The organism is Variovorax boronicumulans (genome assembly GCF_019352895.1).
Lineage (GTDB): Bacteria > Pseudomonadota > Gammaproteobacteria > Burkholderiales > Burkholderiaceae_C > Variovorax > Variovorax boronicumulans_A.
Window position 1 is genome coordinate 1128301 of record NZ_JAAAFX010000009.1, and the last position, 19405, is coordinate 1147705.

The following is a 19405-nucleotide window of genomic DNA, read 5'->3' on the forward strand; positions in this document are numbered from 1 at the left end:
TCCGGAGATTGATCATCATGCTCAAAGGCAAGACCGCCCTTGTGACGGGGTCCACCAGTGGCATCGGGCTGGCCATCGCCAAGGCGCTGGCACAGCAAGGCGCGAACATCGTGCTGAACGGTTTCGGCGACGCCGAAGCCCCGCAGCAGCAGATCGCCGCGCTTGGCGTGGAAGTGGCTTATCACGACGCCGACATGAGCCAGCCGGCGCAGATCGAAGCCATGATGGCCTTCGCCGCCCAGCGCTTCGGCCGCGTCGACATCCTGGTCAACAACGCCGGCATCCAGCATGTCGCGAAGATCGAGGACTTCCCGGTCGAGCGCTGGGACGCGATCATGGCCATCAACCTGAGCAGCGCCTTCCACACCACGCGGCTGGCGATCCCGGCGATGCGCGAAGCCAACTGGGGCCGCATCGTCAACATCGCCTCCGCGCACGGCCTGGTGGCCTCGGCGCAGAAGTCGGCCTATGTGGCCGCCAAGCATGGGATCGTGGGCTTCACCAAGGCCGCGGCCCTCGAGCTCGCGACCACCGGCGTCACCAGCAACGCGATCTGCCCCGGTTGGGTGCTGACGCCGCTGGTGCAGAAGCAGATCGACGACCGCGCCGCCCGTGAAGGCATCCCGCTGTCGCAGGCGCAGGCCGAACTGCTGGGCGAAAAGCAGCCCTCGCTGCAGTTCACCACGGTGGAGCAGCTGGGCGGCCTGGCCGTCTTCCTGTGCTCGCCGGCCGCCGACCAGGTGCGCGGCGTGGCCTGGCAGATGGACGGCGGCTGGACGGCGCAGTAGCCCGTCCTTCGATCTACTTGAGCTGCACTGCGCCCGAGACGCTCACCACGACCGAGGTCTTGCCGGCCTCGATCGGCACCGGTGCATCGGAAGACATGGCCTTGGCCTGCATGGCCATCATGCGCGGACGGATCGGGCCGCCTTCGTTGGCGTTGACCGACACTTCGCGCAGCGTGTAGCCCGAGAAACCGAAGCCCTGGGCCAGCTCGGTGGCCTTCTGCTTGAAGTTCTCGATGGCGATGGACTGGGCCTCGGTCTCGACCTTGGCACGCTGCTCGCGGCTCAGGCCGAAGCCGACGCTGCCGACGGTCAGCGTGCTGATCTTGCCGGCCGTCTGAGTGATGCGCGGGAAGTCGCGGCCTTCGAGCACAAGTTCGGTCGAACCCTGCCAGCCGTTGATCTTGCCTTCGCGGGTGTAGCGCGGCGACAGGCTGAAGTTGCCGGTGCGCACGTCGAGCTGGCCGGGCTGCGCGCTCTTGCGGGCCTCGGTCAGGGCGGCGTCCAGCGCAGCCTTGAGCTGGTTCTGCACCGTGGCGGCATCGGCCGCGTCACGCGAGGTGCTCAGGGTCATGCTCAGCAGGTCCTGCTGCACTTCCACAGTGCCGCTGGCGGACAGCTGAAGCACGTTCTGGGGCGGCGCCGTTTCGGCGGTTGCGGCCATGGCGGCACAACCCAACACGGCCAGCGCGACGATCGATTTCATTGCGTTCAAGAATTCCCCTTGGATTTGAATTGGAAGACAGAGACGGCCCCGGGCACCGGGGCGTCGGCTCAGGGCCGCTGACTGCGCGGCAGCGTGAGCTGGCGCTGGGACGTCGACGGCACGGACGAGTCCGAGACCACCGGCTCGACGGCCCTGGGTGCATCGTAGCGCGGCGTCCATTGCTGCCTGACCTGGCTGCGCAGTTCGGCGAGCTCCGAGGGCGTGAGCCGACGGCCGGCGGCGGCCTCCTCCCGCTGCACCTCCTCGCGTTGCGAGGCCCGGTGGATCTCGACCGCCTTGCGCATCTCGGACCGGGTGGCGCCACCGATCTGCTGGATGCCGTCGGGCACCGCCCACGAGGCGGAAGAGGCCGAGGCGATCAACACGAGCGGCAGCAGATGGACAATGGATCTCATGGGTGGCATGGAGCGGGGAAGCCCCCACTTTGCCACTAAGATTTGCCCGCGCCGGGCCTGCAAGGCGAGTGTAGGCAAGTTGTGTAACTTAGTGTCAGACAAGCACATAAAGCGTCCGTATGGGCAGCTAACGGCATCAGAATCGCTACTGTTACAAATCACCGTTGTAGAAATGAATCAGACTCCTGCCCGTACCGACAAGGTCGTGATCGTCGACGACGATGCCCGCATCCGCGACTTGCTCCGCCGCTACCTGACCCAGGAGGGTTTCGAGGTGATCGTCGCGGAGGACGGCAAGGCCCTCAATCGCATTCTTCTGCGCGACACGGTCGACCTGATCGTGCTCGACCTGATGATGCCCGGCGAAGACGGCCTGTCGGTCTGCCGCCGCCTGCGCGCCGCCAACGACCGCACGCCCATCATCATGCTGACCGCCAAGGGCGAGGACGTGGACCGGATCGTCGGCCTCGAAGTCGGTGCCGACGACTACCTGGGCAAGCCCTTCAATCCGCGCGAGCTGCTGGCCCGCGTGCACGCGGTGCTGCGCCGCCGTCCGCCGCTCGAAGCGCCCGGCGCGCCCTCGACCGACAACGAGACCGTCAATTTCGGCCCGTTCAGCTTCGACCTCGGCTCGCGCACGCTCAAGAAGGACGGCGAAGAACTGTCGCTGACCACCGGCGAGTTCGCGATGCTCAAGGCGCTGGTGCGCCATCCGCGCCAGCCGCTGTCGCGCGAAAAGCTCGCCCAGCTGGCGCGCGGTCGCGAATTCGAACCCTTCGACCGCAGCCTCGACGTGCAGATCTCGCGGCTGCGCAAGCTGGTCGAGTCGGACGCCGCGGCGCCGCGGTACATCCAGACGGTGTGGGGTGTGGGCTACGTGTTCGTTCCGGACGGTACGACCTGAAGCACGGCTGATGTATCCGGAGGCCACGGGCCCGAACACCACCCAACCGACGCCGCTTTCCGACGACGGGCCGCAGGTCACGATGCCCAGCCCGCTCGAGGGCCTGGCGCATGCACAGCGGCGGCATCTGGGGATCAAGCTCGGCCTGAGCCTGTTCTGGCGCACCTTCTTCCTGCTGGCGTTGCTGCTGTTCGGCTGCACCTTCGCCTGGCTCCAGTCCTTTCGCGCGCTCGAGTACGAGCCGCGCGCCATCCAGACCGCCCACCAGATCGCCTCGTTGGTGAATCTCACGCGCGCGGCGCTGGTCTATTCCGACGCCATCACCCGCGTCTCGCTGATCAAGACCCTGGCCGACCAGGAAGGCGTGCGCATCCTGCCGCGCGAGCCCAACGACCGCTTCGAGCCCTACACCAGTGGCACGCTCGACCAGCGCGTGACCGAGGAGCTGATCGACCAGCTCGGTGAAGGGACTACCGTGGCCAGCCGCGTCAACGACGAGCCCGGCCTGTGGATCGGTTTCACGATCGAGAGCGACACCTACTGGCTGCTGCTCGACCCGACGCGCTTCAGCCGCGTGGGTGGCCGCACCTGGCTGGTCTGGCTGATCACCGCGATCACGCTCTCGCTGGCCGGCGCGGCGCTGATCACGCGCTTCATCAACCGCCCGCTCAAGCAGCTGTCGCGCGCCACGCTGCAGGTGCGCGAGGGCGAGTACGAGGCACACCGGCTCGACGAGCGCGCGCGCACCAACGAGATCCGCGCGGTCAACATCGGCTTCAACCGCATGGCGGACCAGCTGGCAAAGATCGAGCAGGACCGCGCCATCATGCTGGCCGGCATCTCGCACGACCTGCGCACGCCGCTCGCGCGGCTGCGGCTGGAAACCGAAATGAGCGTGGCCGACGAGGACGCGCGCGAACACATGGCGGCCGACATCGCGCAGCTCGACGCGATCATCGACAAGTTCCTCGACTACGCGCGGCCCGACCATGTCGATTTCCGGCCGGTGCTGCTGCGCGACGTGATCGACGCCTGCACCTATGCGGTCCAGGACCATGACGACATGCAGATCAAGGTCGACGTGCCGGCCGACCTGCGCGTGATGGCCGACGAGGTCGAGCTGCAGCGCGTGATCTCCAACCTGGTGGAGAACGCGCGCCGTTACGGCCGCACGCCCGCCACCGGCGTGGCCGACGTGACGATCCAGGCGCAGGCGCACGACGAGGCGGTGCTGATCAAGGTGCGCGACCACGGGGCCGGCGTGGCGCCGGCCATCCTGTCGCAGCTGACCAAGCCCTTCTTCCGGGGCGACACCGCCCGCACCTCGGCGGCCGGCGCCGGACTGGGCCTGTCGATCGTGGCCAAGAACATCGAGCGCATGGGCGGCACCTTCGCGCTCACCAGCACGCCGGGGCGCGGCTTCGCGGCCCACATCCGGATGCCGCGCGCGATGCCCAGCAAGTCGGCCGGAACGATCGGCAAGAAGGCCTAGCGATGGAGCAGCGCGATGGCGCGCGCTTCCATCGCCCTGCCCTCGCCCACCGGGCCCAGCTTCTCGGCCGTCTTGGCCTTCACGTTGACCTGCTCCACCGCCAGCCCTAGCGTCTGCGCGATGCGCTCGCACATGGCCGGGATGTGCGGCGCCAGCTTGGGCGCCTGCGCGATCACCGTGCTGTCGACGTTGCCGATCTGCCAGCCCGCGGCTCGCACGCGGTGCGCGGCTTCGGCGAGCAGCACCGCCGAATCGGCACCGCGGAACTGCGCGTCGGTGTCGGGGAAATGACGGCCGATGTCGCCCAGGCCGGCCGCGCCCAGCAGCGCGTCGGTGATCGCGTGCAGCAGCACGTCGGCATCCGAATGGCCCAGCAGGCCGGTGCTGTGCGGCACCTCGATGCCGCCCAGGATCAGCTTGCGGCCGGCCACGAGCTGGTGGACGTCCCAGCCCTCGCCCACGCGGATGTCGAAAGAGGGTTTGGCGGCGGTGCTCATGGGGTTCCCGGGTTGCGGCGCGCGAGCAGCACGGCTTCGGCCAGTGCGAAATCCTCGGCGTAGGTGACTTTGAAATTCTGGGCGCTGGCGGCCACCAGCAGGGGCTCCAGGCCCAGCGCCTCGACCGCGCCGGCCTCGTCGGTGACGGCTTCGCCGCTCATGTCCAGCGCGTCGAGCAGGAGCCCGATGCGGAACATCTGCGGCGTCTGGGCGAGCCACTTGTCGCTGCGTGCCAGGGTGTCGGTGACGCGGCCTTCGGCCGAGGCGATCTTGAGCGTGTCTGCCAGCGGGTGCGCCAACAGGCCGCCGACCGGGTCGGGCTCGCAGGCGGCGATCAGGGCCTCGATCTGCGCCGGCGTGATCAGGCAGCGCGCCGCATCGTGCACCAGCACCCAGTCCTGCAGGCCGGCACCGGCCTGGCACAGCGCCCGCAGGCCGGCCTGCACGGTCGCGGCGCGGGTCGGGCCGCCGACGCGCAGCAGCTGTTCGCCGTCGGCCGGGAAGCCGGGCAGTTGCGCGGCCACCTCGGCGTCGTCGGCCGCGACCACCAGCGCCAGCGTCGCGAAGCGGCCGGCCAGGGCGCGGAAGGCGGCCAGGGTGTGCGCCACCATCGGCCGGCCGGCGATGCGCCGGTACTGCTTGGGGCCGTCGCCGCCGGCGCGGCTGCCCGAGCCGGCGCAGGGAATGAGGACGTGGAGACGAGGAGTGCGGGGAACGGTCATGGAGAGCAGGACGCAGGGACGTTTGGAGAAGCGCCCAGCAGCAAAGAGGCCGCCATTCTAGAATCGACCGTCTCACACCCCTCGCCCATCGGCGCGGGGTGTTCTGCATTTTCCGAAGCACTTCATGGACCTTCCCGTTCTCACCGCCGGCAAGCGATTCACGCTGCCGCGCCCCCCGCTGTCGGCCGACGCGCTGCTGCTGGCCGAACTGGCCGAGCGCGAGAAGAAGGCCGGCCGTGCGACCGCGATCTTCACCGCCGATGCCAACGACGCGCAGCGCCTCATCGACGAGATGGTGTTCTTCGCGCCCGGCCTGCGCTGCGCACTGTTCCCGGACTGGGAGACGCTGCCCTACGACAGCTTCTCGCCCCACCAGGACCTGATCAGCGAGCGGCTGGCCACGCTGTGGCGCATCAGCCAGAAGGAGGCCGACGTCATCCTGGTGCCGGCCACCACCGCGCTCTACCGGCTGGCGCCGCCGGCCTTCCTGGCGGGCTACACCTTCCACTTCAAGACCCGGCAGAAGCTGCAGGAATCGAAACTCAAGGCCCAGCTCACGCTGGCCGGCTACAGCCATGTGACGCAGGTGGTGAGCCCGGGCGAGTACGCGGTGCGCGGCGGGCTGATCGACCTGTTCCCGATGGGCTCGCTGGTGCCCTTCCGGGTCGACCTGTTCGATGACGAGATCGACTCGATTCGCACCTTCGACCCCGACACCCAGCGCAGCCTGTACCCGGTGCCCGAGGTGCGGCTGCTGCCGGGCCGCGAGTTCCCGATGGACGACGACGCGCGCGCGCGCTTTCGCAGCCGCTGGCGCGAACTGCTCGAGGGCGACCCGACCAAGAGCCGGATCTACAAGGACATGGGCAACGGCGTCGCGACCGCCGGCATCGAGTACTACTTGCCGCTGTTCTTCGAGGAAACGGCGACGGTGTTCGACTACCTCGGCGGCGAGGCCACGGTGGTGCTGCACGGCGAACTCGAGCCGGCCTTCCAGCACTTCTGGCAGGACGCGGCCGAGCGCTACCGGCTGGTGCGCGGCGACCCCGAGCGGCCCGCGCTGCCGCCCGATGCGCTGTTCCTCAACGCCGAGCAGTTCTATGCGCGCGCCAAGCCGCATGCGCAGTTGGCCATTCGTGGTTCGGCCACCGAGGCGCCCTATGCCGAGTTCGACGTGCTGCCGCCTTTCGCGGTGGTGCGCGGCGCCGAGGACCCGCTGACCCGGCTCAAGGACTACATCCGCGCCACGCCCAGCCGGCTGCTGCTGATCGCCGAGAGCGACGGCCGGCGCGAGAGCCTGCTCGACTTCCTGCGCGCCAGCGGCGTGAGCCCGCCCGCCTTCGAGTCGCTGGCCGAATTCGAGGCCGATGGCGCGGAGAAGATCGGTATCGCCACCGCGGCGCTGGTCTCGGGTTTCGCCTGGCGCGAGCGCGGCATCGACTTCGTCACCGAGACCGAGCTGTTCGCCGCCGCGCCGACCACGCGCCGGCGCAACAAGCGCCAGGAGCAGGTCAGCGACGTCGAGGCGCTGATCAAGGACCTGTCCGAGCTCAAGGTGGGCGACCCGGTGGTCCACACCGCGCACGGCATCGGCCGCTACCGCGGCCTGATCAACATGGACCTGGGCCAGGGCAAGGACGCCGAAGGCCAGCCGCTGCTGCAGGAGATGCTGCACCTGGAGTACGCCGACAAGGCCACGCTCTACGTGCCGGTGAGCCAGTTGCACCAGATCAGCCGCTACACCGGCGTCAGCGCCGACGAGGCGCCGCTGCACAAGCTGGGCTCGGGCCAGTGGGAAAAGGCCAAGCGCAAGGCCGCCGAACAGGTGCGCGACTCGGCCGCCGAACTGCTCAACATCTATGCGCGCCGCGCGGCGCGCCAGGGCCATGCCTTCCGCTACTCGGCCGCCGACTACGAGGTCTTCGCCAACGACTTCGGCTTCGACGAGACAGCCGACCAGAAGGCCGCGATCCATGCCGTGATCCAGGACATGATCTCGCCGCAGCCGATGGACCGCCTGGTCTGCGGCGACGTGGGCTTCGGCAAGACCGAGGTCGCGCTGCGCGCCGCCTTCATCGCCATCACCGGTGGCAAGCAGGTGGCCTTCCTCGCGCCCACCACGCTGCTGGCCGAACAGCATTTCCAGACGCTGGTCGACCGCTTCAGCAAGTGGCCGGTGAAGGTGGCGGAGATGAGCCGCTTCCGCTCGGCCAAGGAGATCGGCACCGCGGCCAAGGGCCTGGCCGACGGCAGCGTCGACATCGTGGTCGGCACCCACAAGCTGCTCAGCGAATCGGTCAAGTTCAAGAACCTGGGCCTGCTGATCATCGACGAGGAGCACCGTTTCGGCGTGCGCCACAAGGAGGCGATGAAGGCCATGCGCGCCGAGGTCGACGTGCTCACGCTCACCGCCACGCCGATCCCGCGCACGCTGGGCATGGCGCTCGAGGGCCTGCGCGACCTGAGCGTGATCGCGACCGCGCCGCAGCGCCGGCTGGCGATCAAGACCTTCGTGCGCACCGAAGGCAACGGCGTGATCCGCGAGGCCGTGCTGCGCGAACTGAAGCGCGGCGGCCAGGTCTACTTCCTGCACAACGAGGTCGAGACCATCGAGAACCGGCGCCAGAAGCTTGAGGAGATCCTGCCCGAGGCCCGCATCGCCGTGGCCCACGGCCAGATGCCCGAGCGCGAGCTCGAGCGCGTGATGCGCGACTTCGTGGCGCAGCGCTACAACATCCTGCTGTGCTCGACCATCATCGAGACCGGCATCGACGTGCCGACCGCCAACACCATCGTGATGAGCCGCGCCGACAAGTTCGGCCTGGCGCAGCTGCACCAGCTGCGCGGCCGCGTGGGCCGCTCGCACCACCAGGCCTATGCCTACCTGATGGTGCCGGACATCGAGGGACTGACCAAGCAGGCCTCGCAGCGGCTCGATGCGATCCAGCAGATGGAGGAACTGGGCTCGGGCTTCTACCTCGCGATGCACGACCTGGAGATCCGCGGCACCGGCGAGGTGCTGGGCGAGAGCCAGAGCGGCAACATGATGGAGATCGGCTTCCAGCTCTACAACGAGATGCTCAGCGAGGCGGTGCGCGCGCTCAAGGCCGGCGAGGAGCCCGACCTGCTGTCGCCGCTGCACGTCACGACCGAGATCAACCTGCATGCGCCCGCGCTGCTGCCCGACGACTACTGCGGCGACGTGCACCTGCGGCTGTCCTTCTACAAGAAGCTCGCGACCGCGAAGACGCCCGACCAGATCGATACGTTGCTCGAAGAGATCGTCGACCGTTTCGGCAAGCTGCCGCCGCAGGCGCAGACGCTGATCGACACCCACCGGCTGCGCGTGCTCGCGCGGCCCTACGGCGTGGTCAAGGTCGATGCCGCGCCCGGCGTGATCCACATCAGCTTCAAGAAGGACCCGCCCATCGATTCGATGGCGATCATCCACCTGATCCAGAAGAACAAGCACATCAAGCTGGCCGGCAACGACAAGCTGCGCATCGAGCGCGAGCTCAAGGAACCCAAGGACCGGGCCCAGATGGTGCGCGACGTGCTGCGCAGCCTGGGGCAGCCGATCGTCAGGGAGAGTGCTGCATCGGTCATATAAGTGCGCTGCACTTATAATTGGCGATGTAATTTTTTCAGACGGAGGTCGCTGTGTCTCAAGTCACCATTTATCTGGAAGAAGACACGCTGGCGGCTGCCAAGGCGGCAGCCTCGCGTTCGCAGATGTCGCTGAGCAAGTGGTTCGCCCAGTTCGCCGAAGCCGAGAAGCAAAAGCCAAAGCAAAGCTGGAGCGAATTCTTCGCCGAGATCGATCGACTGCGCGCCGCGGGCCTCGACGATGGCTGGGACGAACTGCTCGACAACCGCCACGGTGATCTCGGCACCGATGCGCCAAGAGAGGCGTTTTGAAATACCTGCTCGACACCGACACGCTGATCTACGTCTACAAGCGCGCCGGCCGCTGCCTGGAACGCCTGAGCCAGCACGCTGAAACGGACATCGCACTGAGCGCCGTCAACCTGTTCGAGCTGGAATTCGGTATGGCCAAATCCGCCAACCGGGCCCCGATGGATCGCTACGTGGCCGGCATCTGCAGCCGATTCACCGTGCTGGATTTCGATCGGGCAGCGGCCCGCCATGCCGGCGCGGTGCGCGCGCATCTGCAGGCGCAAGGCACGCCGATCGGCCCCTACGACCTTCAGGTGGCGGGTGTCGCACTCGCTCACGACCTGACCGTCGTCACCCGCAACGTTCGCGAGTTCTCTCGCATACCCCATCTTCGTGTCGAGAACTGGCACGACTGACATGACCCTTGCTCAATCCCCCTCCCCCGGCCTCGTCCTCCAGCGCGTCCCATCGACGCTGAAGCTGGCCGACTTCCGACTGATCGCCTTCGACATGGACTCGACGCTGATCAACATCGAATGCATCGACGAGATCGCCGACGCGGTCGGCAAGAAGGCCGAGGTGGCGGCGATCACCGAAGCCACCATGCGCGGCGAGATCAAGGACTTCAAGGAAAGCCTGCGCCGCCGCGTGGCGCTGCTGCGGGGCGTGCCGGTCACGGCGCTGCAGCAGGTCTACGACGAACGACTGCGGCTCAATCCCGGGGCGGCGGAGCTCGTGGGCGCGTGCAAGACCGCGGGCCTCAAGGTGCTGCTGGTTTCGGGCGGTTTCACCTTCTTCGCCAACCGGGTGAAGGAGCGGCTGGGCATCGACTTCGCTCGCTCCAACCTGCTGGCCGAGGCCGACGGCCACCTCACGGGCGAGGTCGTGACGCAGAGCTGGGGCGACATCTGCGACGGCGCCGAGAAGCGCCGCACGCTGCTGGAGGTCGCCTCGCTGATGGGCATCACGCCGCAGCAGTGCATCGCCGTGGGCGACGGTGCCAACGACCTGCCGATGATGGGCGAGGCCGGCCTGTCGGTGGCCTTCCACGCCAAGCCCAAGGTGCGCGAGCAGGCCATGGTCGCGATCAACGAAGGCGGCCTGGACCGCCTGCTCGAAGTGCTGCGCTGAGCGGCAGCCTAGCGCGGATAGGGGCGGTGCAGCGCCACATCCGGGTTGAGGCGTACGCCGAAACCCGGCTTGTCCAGCGCCGAGGCCTTCATGCGGCCATTGACCGGCACCGGCTCGTCGAGCAGCTGCGGATGGAACATCGGCACCACCTGGTCGGCCTGCGGCGCCATCATCAGGAACTCGGCAAAGGGGCTGTTGTGCCGCGTGATCACGAAGTGGTAGCTGTAGACCGATGAGCCGTGCGGCACCACCAGCTTGCCGTGCGCATCGGCCAGGCTCGAGATCTTGAGCAGCTCGGTGATGCCGCCGCACCAGCCGACGTCGGGCTGGATGATGTCGCAGCACTGCATCTCGAGCAGCAGCCGGAAGCCCCAGCGCGTGGCCTCGTGCTCGCCGGTCGTGACCATCAGGCCGCGCGGCACGTTGCGGCGCAGTTCGGCATAGCCCCAGTAGTCGTCGGGCGGCAGCGCCTCCTCGATCCATTTCAGGCCGTGCTCGTTGCGCGCGGCCGTGGCCAGGCGCGTGGCGTATTCCAGGTCCAGGCTCATCCAGCAGTCGAGCATCAGCCAGAAGTCGTCGCCGACCTTGGCGCGCATGTCGCCGAGCATGTCGAGGTTCTTCTTCAAGCCCTCCTCGCGCTCGGCCGGCCCGTGGTGCAGTGGCATCTTGCCGCCGATGAAGCCCATCTGCTTGGCCAGGTCGGGCCGCGCGCCGGTCGCATAGAAAGTCAGCTCGTCGCGCACCGGGCCGCCCAGCAGCGCATGCACCGGCTCCTTGCGCACCTTGGCCAGCAGGTCCCACAGCGCAAGGTCGACGCCCGAGATGGTGTTGATCACGATGCCCTTGCGGCCGTAGAACAGCGTCGCGTTGTACATCTGGTCCCACATGCGCTCGATGTCGGTCACGGGCGAACCTTCGAGGAAGCGCGCCAGGTGCTTCTCGACGATCCAGCAGCCCAGGTCGCCGCCGGTCGTGACCGAGAAGCCCACCGTGCCGTCGCTGGCCTCGATCTCGACCACCAGCGTGCCCAGTACGTTGAGGCCGAAGCTCTGGCGGCTCTGGCGGTAGGCGGGGTACTTGCTCATCGGCGTGGCGATGTGGTCGTCGATCCAGTGGTCGGCGCCCTGGTCGTGGTAGTCGGCGCCGCCGCCGCGCACGGTGAAGGCGCGGACGTGACGGATGGTGGGCATGCTCATGGCGGGATTCCTTGTGTACGGGAGTGAGAGGGGTCAGTGCTGCGTGCGCAGCCCGGCGGTCGGCGAGCGCAGCATCAGGAAGAGCAGCGCGCCGATCAGCGTGGTGAAGGCCAGCAGGTTGAGCCCGGCGCTGGGCGAGGCGAAGGCCTGCTCGGCCCAGGTCTTGACGTTGGGCGCCACGAAGCCACCCAGCGCGCCCAGCGAATTGATCAGCGCGATGCCGCCGGCCGCGGCCGCGCCGCCCAGGTAGGCGGTGGGGAAGCTCCAGAACAGCGGCTGCACCGCGATGAAGCCCGCGGCCGCGAAGCACAGCGCGAACAGCGCCAGCACCGGCGAGGCCGCGTTGACCGACACCGCGATGCCGATGCCCGAGACGGCCAGCGTCACGAGCGCGATCAGCGCATGTTTGCCGCTGCGCTCGGCCAGGCGCGGGATGAACCAGGCCGCGGCCAGCGCGCAGACCCAGGGGATCGCGGTGACGAAGCCCACCTCGAGCCCGACCTTCTTGCCCAGCAGCGCCGCGACCTGCGTGGGCAGGTAGAACACCACGCCGTACACGCTGACCTGGATCAGGAAATAGATCACCGACAGGAACAGCACGCGGCCGTTGGTCAGCGCCTTCCACACCGTGCCCGGGCCGTGCGCGCTCTTGTGCTGCTCTTCGGCGTCGATCGCGTCCATCAGCACTTGGCGCTCGGGCGCCGACAGCCACTTCGCGTCGGCCGGCTTGTCGTCGAGGTACCAGTAGGCCCAGACGCCGACGATCGAGGCCATCACGCCCTCGACCAGGAACAGCCATTCCCAGCCCTTGAGACCCCACGCGCCGTCGAGTTCGAGCAGCAGGCCCGACAGCGGGCTGCCGAAGATGAAGGCCAGCGGCGCGCCGAAATAGAACATGCCCAGCACCCGGGTGCGCGAGGACGACGGGAACCACTGCGTGAGGAAGTAGATGACGCCCGGGAAGAAGCCGGCCTCGGCCACGCCCAGCAGGAAGCGCAGCGTGTAGAACAGCATCTCGGTGTGCGCGAACATCAGGCCGGCCGAGACCAGGCCCCAGGTCACCATGATCCTGCACATCCAGACGCGGGCACCCACGCGATGCATGATCAGGTTGCTCGGCACCTCGAACAGCGCATAGCCGATGAAGAAGATGCCGGCGCCGAAGGCGAACATCGCGTCGGACAGGCCGGTGTCGAGCTGGAAGGCCTTCTTCGCGAAACCGACGTTGGCGCGGTCCAGGAAGGCCAGCACGTACATCAGCAGAAGAAAGGGCACCAGGCGCCGGATCGCCTTGGCGACCACGCTGTCGAGGGCGGTCTGCGCCGCGGTGGGAAAGCTCATGTTTGTCTCCTGTGGTGGGTCTTCGGCGTGCCGGTGCCCGAGCGCCCACGGCAACGCAGGCGCCCTGTGAAAGGACGAGGTTTTCTTGAAAGAGGAACGAGAAACGACGCGACCCGCGGCCGCGCCGTCGCGTCGTCAGTAGGTCGCGCGGCCGCCCGAGGCGTCGAACACGCTGCCGGTGGTGAACGAGCATTCCTCGCTCGCCAGCCAGCCGATCACGGCGGAGATCTCGTCGACCGCGCCGAAGCGGCCCATCGGGATCTTCGACAGCATGAATTCGATGTGCTGCGGCGTCATCTGGTCGAAGATGGCGGTGCGCACCGCGGCCGGGGTCACGGCGTTGACCGTGATGTTCGACTTCGCCAGTTCCTTGCCCAGCGACTTGGTCAGGCCGATGACGCCGGCCTTGGAGGCGCTGTAGGCCGAGGCGTTGGGGTTGCCTTCCTTGCCCGCGACCGAGGCGATGTTGACGATGCGCCCGTACTTCCCGGCCAGCATGTACGGCACCACGGCGCGGTTGCAGTGGAACAGGCCGTTGAGGTTGACGTCCATCACCAGGCGCCATTGGTCGACCGGGTACTCGGCCAGCGGCACGTTGGGGCCGGTGATGCCGGCGCTCGCGACCAGCACGTCGATGCCGCCCAGCGCCGTGGCCGCCTGCGTCGCCGCGGCCTCGACCTGGGCCCAGTCGGCCACGTCGACCCGGATGCCGGAAGCCTTGGCGCCCAGCGCCGCCACGGCCGCATCGATGGCCGGCTGGCTGATGTCCCAGAGGCTGACGCTGCCGCCTTCCGCGACGAAGCGGGTGGCGAAGGTCAGGCCGATGCCGGCGGCGCCGCCGGTGATGACCGCGCGGCGGCCTTCGAAACGATTCGGGTAAACGGTGCGCATGTCTGGGTGTCTCCCATGTTGTGATGGCCGCACTGTAGGCCTCCCTCCCATCGCGTTCCAATCAATTTTTAAGCGCTACCATTTCCGAAATGGAATACCGACTCGACAACCCCCTGACCGCCCCGCGGCTGGTGAACCGGCTGCGGCTCAAGCACTGGGCGCTGCTGGCCGCGCTGGCCGACACGCCCGTGCTCGCCCATGCGGCCTCGACCATCAGCGTGACCCAACCCTCGGCCACCAAGATGCTGGCCGACATCGAGCAGGCCTTCGAATTCCCGCTGTTTGAACGCCATTCGCGCGGGCTGCGGCCCACGCCGCTGGGCGACGAGGTGGTGGCCTATGCGCGCCAGTCGCAGGCCGGGCTGGCGCGCTTTCTCGAGGCGCTGGAGGTCAAGCGCCGCGGCGGCCACGGGCAGCTGGTGGTGGGCGCGATCATGGGCGCGGCGCCCGACGTGGTGGCGCGCGCGGTGGCCGACATCAAGCGGCGCCGGCCCTTGCTGAACATCCGCATCCTGGGCGAGACCAGCGACCAGATCGGCGAGCTGCTCGAGCGCCACGACATCGAGCTGGCCGTGGGGCGGCTGTCCACGCTGCGCCAGCGCCATGCCTTCGACTTCGTGCCGCTGGCCAACGAAGTGATGCAGATCGTCGTGCGCCGCGGCCATCCGCTGTTGCGCCAGCGCCAGCTCGGTTTCGGCGCGCTGATGGCCTGGCCCTGGGTACTGCAGCCGCTGACCAGCCCGGCGCGCCAGCTGCTCGAGGACGAGTTCGCGGCGGTGCGGCTCGGTACGCCGGCCAACATCGTGGAATGTGCGTCGGTGTTCGCCACGCTGCAGCTGCTGCAGACCAGCGATGCGGTCGGCGCGCTGCCGGAATCGGTGGTGCGCGACCATGTGAATGCGAGGCTGCTGCGCGTGCTGCCGGTGGCGATCGGCAAGGACCTGAAGGGCTTCGGCGTGCTCACGCGCAACGGCGAAGCCCTGTCGGAGACGGCCGCGGACTTCGTCGCCTGCCTGCACCGCTATGCGCAGCCGGCCGACGGGTCCGCGGGAGGGGCCTAGGCTTCGGGATCCTCTTCGTTGTCGGCGCTGTCAGCGCGGCGCTCGGACCCTGCTGGCCGCGGCGGCCGCTGGGCCGGCTTGGCCAGCAACTCGATGTAGAACTGCTTGCCGCCTGCTGTCGCCACACCGTCGATCAGGGCGGTGATGGCCGGGAACTCGACCACTTCGGCGGATTCCTTGTCCGCGCCGAAGCGGGTGTCGAAGTCCCAGAAGTCGCTGCCCTCGGGCAGTTCGCGGCGGCGTTCGCGCTTGATGTACTTGCGGATCTCGTGCTTGATGGCTTCGAGGAGACGGTCGGGGTGCTTGCCCTCGACCTGAAGCTGAAAGGTTTTTCTCATGGGTGATCGTAACGCGCCGGCCGCGCGCGCCTGTGTACAGTCGGTGCCTTCAACGAAAGCAGGTGAGATACATGGCGCGCGCGAACGACTGGGCAGGCAAGGTGATGGCTTTGATCAACGGCGGCAACGCTTCGGCGGCCATCGCGCAGATCAAGGTCGCGCCTTCGGTCAAGGACCTGAAGGCGCTGCAGACCATCATGACGCTGTCGAAGATGAAGGGCCGCTATCCCAACGTGGATGCGGCGGTGGCGGACAACCTCGACCTGCTGGCCGCCCCCCGCCTCCACCGTTCACCCTGAACCGTCCTCAGAGCGCCTTGCCCAGGCGCGCGATGCCTTCCTCGATCTTCTCGAGGTTGGCGGTCGCGAAGCTCAGGCGCAGGGTCGCGAGGTCGGGCTTCTCGGCGAAGAAAGGCGCGCCGGGCACGAAGGCCACCAGCTGCTCGATCGCCTTCTTGGCCAGCACGTTGGCATCGGCCAGCTTGCCGTTGGCACCGGTGAGTCGGGCCCAGAAGAACAGGCCGCCGCCGGGTTGCGTGAACTCGATCGCATCGCCCAGTTCGCGCTTCAGGGCTGCGCCCATGGTCCGGGCGCGCTCGCCGTAGACCTTGCGCACGTTGGCCAGCGTGTCCGGCATGCGGCCGCTCTTGAGGTACTGCGCGGCCGTGGCCTGCGCGAAGGTGCTGGTGTGGGCGTCGCTGAACTGCTTGCACATCGTGGCCTTGGCCAGCAGTTCGGCCGGTGCGATCATCCAGCCGATGCGCAGGCCCGGGCTCAGCACCTTGCTCAGGCTGCCGCAGTAGGCAATGAGCTCGCGGCTGCCGGGCACGTCCTTGGCCAAGGCCATGATCGACGGCGGCGGCGCCTCGCCGAAGTACAGGTCGCCGTACGGGTCGTCTTCCACCACCAGCGTCTGGTACTTGACCGCCAGCTCCAGCACCTTCTTGCGGCGCTCCAGCGGCAGCGTCGCGCCGCTCGGGTTGCCGAAGGTCGGGATCAGGTAGACGAACTTGGGCTGGTGTTCGGCGATGAGCTTTTCCAGCTCGTCTGTCTTCACGCCATGGGCGTCGATCGGGGCGCTGATCACCTGCGCGCCATAGAGGCGGAAGCACTGGATGGTCGCAAGGAAGGTCGGGCCCTCGACGATCACCTTGTCGCCGGGCGAGATCAGCGTCTTGCCCAGCAGGTCGAGCGCCTGCTGGCTGCCGGTGGTGACGATCAGGCCGCTGGGTGCGACCTCGATGCCCTTGCCCTGCATGAGCGCAGCGAGCTGGGTGCGCAGCGGCTCGTAGCCTTCGGTGGCGCCGTACTGCAGCGCCGCGCCCGGCTCCTCGTCGAGCGCCTTGGCGCTGGCTTCCTTGAGGCCCTCGACGTCGAACATCGCGCTGTCGGGGAAACCGCCCGCGAAGCTGATGATGCCGGGCGTGCCCAGCAGCTTGAAGAGTTCACGGATGGCGGAGGTTTCGACGTTGTCGAGGCGGGAGGCGAATTGCATGGAAGAGACTCACTTTCTGGCCGCCATTGTCGAACGAACCGGGCCAGGGTGGGAAGCCTGGTTACTACCCAAAGATAGTGAATTGACTTTACTATTCTGAGGTAGTAATCTCGACTTACCACTTTAGAGTAGTAACCATGCCCTACCCCCTCGAAACCAGCCAGCAGCTCAGCGCCGTGCTGCGCGCGCTGCGCCAGTCGCGGCAGCTCACGCAGGCCGAGCTGGGCGAGCAGCTGGGCGTGAACCAGAAGCGCATCGCGCGCATCGAGGCCGCGCCCGGTGTCACCAGTTTCGACCAGATCTCGCGGCTGGTGGCGCTCATGGGCCACCGGCTGGTGCTCGAAGAACTTCCCGCGGCCGAGCCCGCCCCCACAGCGGCGCGCAAGGCGCCAGGAGACAACGCATGGTGAGCCCCAAGAAACGCGGGCGTGGCGCACGCCACCCGCATCCGCTGGTCGTATGGACCAACGGCCAGACCGTCGGCGAATGGTCGGTGCGCGAAGGCGAGCATCGCTTCCAGTACGCCGAGGAATGGATCGCCTCGCCCGCGGCACGCCGGCTCTCGCTGTCGCTGCCGATCACGCCCGGCAACCTGCCGGTGCGCGGGCCGGTGGTGCAGAACTACTTCGACAACCTGCTGCCCGACAACGACAACATCCGCCGCCGGCTGCAGGGCAAGTTCGCCACCGCGAGCACCGATGCCTTCGACCTGCTGACGGCCATCGGCCGCGAGTGCGTGGGCGCGGTGCAGCTGCTGCCGCCGGGCGCGCAGCCCACCGGTTTCGACCGCATCGAGGCCGAGCCGCTGGACGACGCGGGCGTCGAACAGGCGATCAACGCCTCGCTGGCCTCGGGCCGCGTGCTGGGCCAGCGCGACGATGACGCCTTCCGCATCTCGATCGCTGGCGCGCAGGAGAAGACCGCGCTGCTGCGCCGTGGCGAGGCGTGGTTCCGTCCGCTGGGCGCCACGCCGACCACGCACCTGATCAAGCTGCCGCTGGGCCTGGTCGGCAACCTGCAGGCCGACATGCACGATTCGGTCGAGAACGAGTGGCTCTGCTCGCGCATCATGTCGGCCTTCGGCCTGCCGACCGCGCACTGCGAGATCGCCACCTTCGGCCAGCGCAAGGCGCTGCTGGTGCGGCGCTTCGACCGCGCGCTGCAGAACGCGGGCACCGACACCGAATGGATCGCGCGGCTGCCGCAGGAGGATTTCTGCCAGGCGCTGGGCGTGCCCGGCGCGCAGAAGTACGAGACCGACGGCGGCCCGGGCATGCGCGACATCCTGCGCGTGCTCGATGCGAGCGCCCATGCGATCGAGGACAAGACCGCCTTCGTCAAGGCGCAGATGGTGTTCTGGCTGCTGGCCGCGACCGACGGCCATGCGAAGAACTTCTCGCTCTTCCTCGAGCGTGGCGGCGGCTACCGGCTGACACCCTTCTACGACGTGCTCTCGGCCTGGCCGATCATCGGCAACGGCGCCAACCAGCTCGCGCGGCAGAAGGCCAAGCTCGCGATGGCCTTGCGGGCCAAGAGCGCGCACTGGGGCCTGGTCGACATCCAGGCGCGGCACTGGGACGGCGTGGCCAAGCTGGCCGGCCTGGGCGATGCGCGCGCGCTGTGCGACGAACTGATCGCACAGCTGCCGGGCGTGCTGCGCGACGTCGAGGCGCAATTGCCGCCCGACTTCCCCGCCGCGCTCGCGCAGGCCATCTTCGACGGCATGAAGAGCACCGCGCAGCGCCTGCACGACACCGACACGGCCGAATGACGACGCCATGAAGAAAGAGAACATCGTCCCCTTCTTCGCCACGCTGCAGGCGGTCAACCCCGAGCCCGAGACCGAGCTCGAATACAGCACGCCCTTCGAGCTGCTGGCGGCCGTGCTGCTGTCGGCCCAGGCCACCGATGTGGGCGTGAACAAGGCCACGCGCCGGCTCTACCCGGTGGCCAACACGCCGCAGGCCATCCTCGACCTGGGCGTCGAGGGGCTCGAGGGCTACATCAAGACCATCGGGCTCTACCGCAGCAAGGCCAAACACCTGATCGAGGCCTGCCGCATGCTGGTCGAACTGCACGGCGGCGAGGTGCCGCGTACCCGCGCCGAGCTCGAGGCGCTGCCGGGCGTGGGCCGCAAGACGGCCAACGTGGTGCTCAACGTGGCCTTCGGCGAGCCCACCATCGCGGTCGACACCCACATCTTCCGGCTCGGCAACCGCACCGGGCTGGCGCCGGGCAAGACGCCGCTCGAGGTCGAACTCAAGCTGGAAAAGCGCGTGCCGCCGGAGTTCCGGCTGCACGCGCACCATTGGATGATCCTGCACGGGCGCTACGTGTGCATCGCACGCAAGCCGCGCTGCTGGGACTGCGCGGTCGCGCGCTACTGCGACTTCAAACCGAAAACGCCGGCGCCGAAAAACTAAACACCCCCGAAGCGCCTGCAGCGCTTCGCCCGCAAGGGGGCGATACCAGCGGCCCGACGAAGCCGGTTCCGCGGTATCCCTGGCATGGCGTTGCACCCATCTCGTGCGTCA

21 protein-coding genes are annotated in these 19405 nt (G+C 68.2%); 12 read left to right on the plus strand and 9 right to left on the minus strand.

Going from position 1 to position 19405, the window contains the following annotated elements; all coding sequences use genetic code 11:
* Positions 1 to 17: 17 nt before the first annotated feature.
* Positions 18 to 788 (plus strand): 3-hydroxybutyrate dehydrogenase, encoded by a 771-nt coding sequence (locus K0H49_RS24395; protein ID WP_257625110.1) that lies wholly within the window; start codon positions 18 to 20, stop codon positions 786 to 788.
* Between the two features lie 13 nt (positions 789 to 801).
* Here the strand turns inward: K0H49_RS24395 and K0H49_RS24400 are convergent, their stop codons facing one another.
* Together K0H49_RS24400 and K0H49_RS24405 are read right to left on the minus strand one after the other, a co-directional pair.
* Positions 802 to 1491 carry an SIMPL domain-containing protein gene (locus K0H49_RS24400; protein ID WP_219218133.1) on the minus strand — a complete coding sequence of 230 codons (690 nt, stop codon included), beginning with the start codon at positions 1489 to 1491 and terminating at the stop codon, positions 802 to 804.
* 68 nt (positions 1492 to 1559) lie between these two features.
* A complete protein-coding gene (locus tag K0H49_RS24405; RefSeq protein WP_219218143.1) occupies positions 1560 to 1907 on the minus strand; it encodes a hypothetical protein in 348 nt (115 codons plus the stop codon).
* Positions 1908 to 2079: 172 nt separating this feature from the next.
* Here K0H49_RS24405 and ompR point away from each other — a divergent pair, with 172 nt between their 5' ends.
* Both ompR and K0H49_RS24415 read left to right on the plus strand, forming a co-directional pair.
* Positions 2080 to 2811: an osmolarity response regulator transcription factor OmpR gene (ompR, locus tag K0H49_RS24410; protein WP_183023587.1), complete on the plus strand. Its 732-nt coding sequence runs from the start codon at positions 2080 to 2082 to the stop codon at positions 2809 to 2811.
* Between the two features lie 82 nt (positions 2812 to 2893).
* Positions 2894 to 4303 carry a sensor histidine kinase gene (locus K0H49_RS24415; RefSeq protein ID WP_219219152.1) on the plus strand — a complete coding sequence of 470 codons (1410 nt, stop codon included), beginning with the start codon at positions 2894 to 2896 and terminating at the stop codon, positions 4301 to 4303.
* On the opposite strand, the gene ispF is transcribed toward K0H49_RS24415, so the two are convergent.
* On the minus strand, positions 4300 to 4800 hold the full coding sequence (gene ispF, locus K0H49_RS24420) for a 2-C-methyl-D-erythritol 2,4-cyclodiphosphate synthase (protein WP_219218146.1): 501 nt from the start codon (positions 4798 to 4800) through the stop codon (positions 4300 to 4302). The genes K0H49_RS24415 and ispF overlap by 4 nt on opposite strands.
* Positions 4797 to 5522, minus strand: coding sequence for a 2-C-methyl-D-erythritol 4-phosphate cytidylyltransferase (gene ispD / locus K0H49_RS24425; RefSeq protein WP_219218148.1), 726 nt, complete (start codon positions 5520 to 5522; stop codon positions 4797 to 4799). Before ispD ends, ispF begins: the two co-directional genes overlap by 4 nt.
* Positions 5523 to 5646: 124 nt before the next feature.
* Here ispD and mfd point away from each other — a divergent pair, with 124 nt between their 5' ends.
* From mfd to serB, 4 genes are read left to right on the plus strand one after another with little or no spacing between them, the layout of a single operon-like run.
* Positions 5647 to 9132 carry a transcription-repair coupling factor gene (gene mfd / locus K0H49_RS24430; RefSeq protein WP_219218149.1) on the plus strand — a complete coding sequence of 1162 codons (3486 nt, stop codon included), beginning with the start codon at positions 5647 to 5649 and terminating at the stop codon, positions 9130 to 9132.
* A gap of 50 nt (positions 9133 to 9182) precedes the next feature.
* The gene (locus K0H49_RS24435; protein ID WP_219218150.1) at positions 9183 to 9440 is read left to right on the plus strand and encodes a hypothetical protein; all 258 of its coding nucleotides are present in this window, start codon (positions 9183 to 9185) and stop codon (positions 9438 to 9440) included.
* Complete coding sequence (locus K0H49_RS24440) at positions 9437 to 9835, plus strand: type II toxin-antitoxin system VapC family toxin (RefSeq protein WP_183023582.1); 399 nt, start codon at positions 9437 to 9439, stop codon at positions 9833 to 9835. Before K0H49_RS24435 ends, K0H49_RS24440 begins: the two co-directional genes overlap by 4 nt.
* A gap of 1 nt (position 9836) precedes the next feature.
* The gene (gene serB, locus K0H49_RS24445) at positions 9837 to 10550 is read left to right on the plus strand and encodes a phosphoserine phosphatase SerB (RefSeq protein ID WP_219218151.1); all 714 of its coding nucleotides are present in this window, start codon (positions 9837 to 9839) and stop codon (positions 10548 to 10550) included.
* A gap of 8 nt (positions 10551 to 10558) precedes the next feature.
* Here the strand turns inward: serB and rhmD are convergent, their stop codons facing one another.
* The 3 genes from rhmD to K0H49_RS24460 all read right to left on the minus strand — a co-directional run bounded on the left by rhmD (position 10559) and on the right by K0H49_RS24460 (position 13978).
* The gene (gene rhmD, locus K0H49_RS24450) at positions 10559 to 11746 is read right to left on the minus strand and encodes an L-rhamnonate dehydratase (protein ID WP_219218153.1); all 1188 of its coding nucleotides are present in this window, start codon (positions 11744 to 11746) and stop codon (positions 10559 to 10561) included.
* Between the two features lie 33 nt (positions 11747 to 11779).
* Positions 11780 to 13087 carry an MFS transporter gene (locus tag K0H49_RS24455; RefSeq protein WP_219218155.1) on the minus strand — a complete coding sequence of 436 codons (1308 nt, stop codon included), beginning with the start codon at positions 13085 to 13087 and terminating at the stop codon, positions 11780 to 11782.
* Between the two features lie 135 nt (positions 13088 to 13222).
* Positions 13223 to 13978: an SDR family NAD(P)-dependent oxidoreductase gene (locus K0H49_RS24460; protein WP_219218157.1), complete on the minus strand. Its 756-nt coding sequence runs from the start codon at positions 13976 to 13978 to the stop codon at positions 13223 to 13225.
* 89 nt (positions 13979 to 14067) lie between these two features.
* On the opposite strand from K0H49_RS24460, the gene K0H49_RS24465 reads away from it, so the two are divergent.
* On the plus strand, positions 14068 to 15039 hold the full coding sequence (locus tag K0H49_RS24465) for a LysR family transcriptional regulator (protein WP_219218159.1): 972 nt from the start codon (positions 14068 to 14070) through the stop codon (positions 15037 to 15039).
* On the opposite strand, the gene K0H49_RS24470 is transcribed toward K0H49_RS24465, so the two are convergent.
* Positions 15036 to 15377, minus strand: a complete 342-nt coding sequence (locus tag K0H49_RS24470) for a DUF6172 family protein (protein ID WP_219218161.1) — start codon at positions 15375 to 15377, stop codon at positions 15036 to 15038. The genes K0H49_RS24465 and K0H49_RS24470 overlap by 4 nt on opposite strands.
* Before the next feature lie 71 nt (positions 15378 to 15448).
* Here K0H49_RS24470 and K0H49_RS24475 point away from each other — a divergent pair, with 71 nt between their 5' ends.
* On the plus strand, positions 15449 to 15676 hold the full coding sequence (locus K0H49_RS24475; RefSeq protein WP_219218162.1) for a hypothetical protein: 228 nt from the start codon (positions 15449 to 15451) through the stop codon (positions 15674 to 15676).
* Between the two features lie 7 nt (positions 15677 to 15683).
* Here K0H49_RS24475 and K0H49_RS24480 read toward each other — a convergent pair whose 3' ends face one another.
* Positions 15684 to 16871, minus strand: a complete 1188-nt coding sequence (locus K0H49_RS24480) for an aminotransferase-like domain-containing protein (RefSeq protein WP_219218164.1) — start codon at positions 16869 to 16871, stop codon at positions 15684 to 15686.
* A 137-nt stretch (positions 16872 to 17008) separates the two neighbouring features.
* Between K0H49_RS24480 and K0H49_RS24485 the strand changes: the two genes are divergently transcribed.
* Genes K0H49_RS24485 through nth form a run of 3 tightly spaced genes read left to right on the plus strand, consistent with a single transcriptional unit; the run spans position 17009 to position 19294 of the window.
* Positions 17009 to 17281, plus strand: coding sequence for a helix-turn-helix domain-containing protein (locus tag K0H49_RS24485; protein ID WP_219218166.1), 273 nt, complete (start codon positions 17009 to 17011; stop codon positions 17279 to 17281).
* Positions 17275 to 18642, plus strand: coding sequence for a type II toxin-antitoxin system HipA family toxin (locus tag K0H49_RS24490; protein ID WP_219218168.1), 1368 nt, complete (start codon positions 17275 to 17277; stop codon positions 18640 to 18642). Before K0H49_RS24485 ends, K0H49_RS24490 begins: the two co-directional genes overlap by 7 nt.
* Before the next feature lie 7 nt (positions 18643 to 18649).
* Positions 18650 to 19294 carry an endonuclease III gene (gene nth, locus K0H49_RS24495; protein WP_219218170.1) on the plus strand — a complete coding sequence of 215 codons (645 nt, stop codon included), beginning with the start codon at positions 18650 to 18652 and terminating at the stop codon, positions 19292 to 19294.
* The last annotated feature ends 111 nt before the right edge of the window (positions 19295 to 19405 follow it).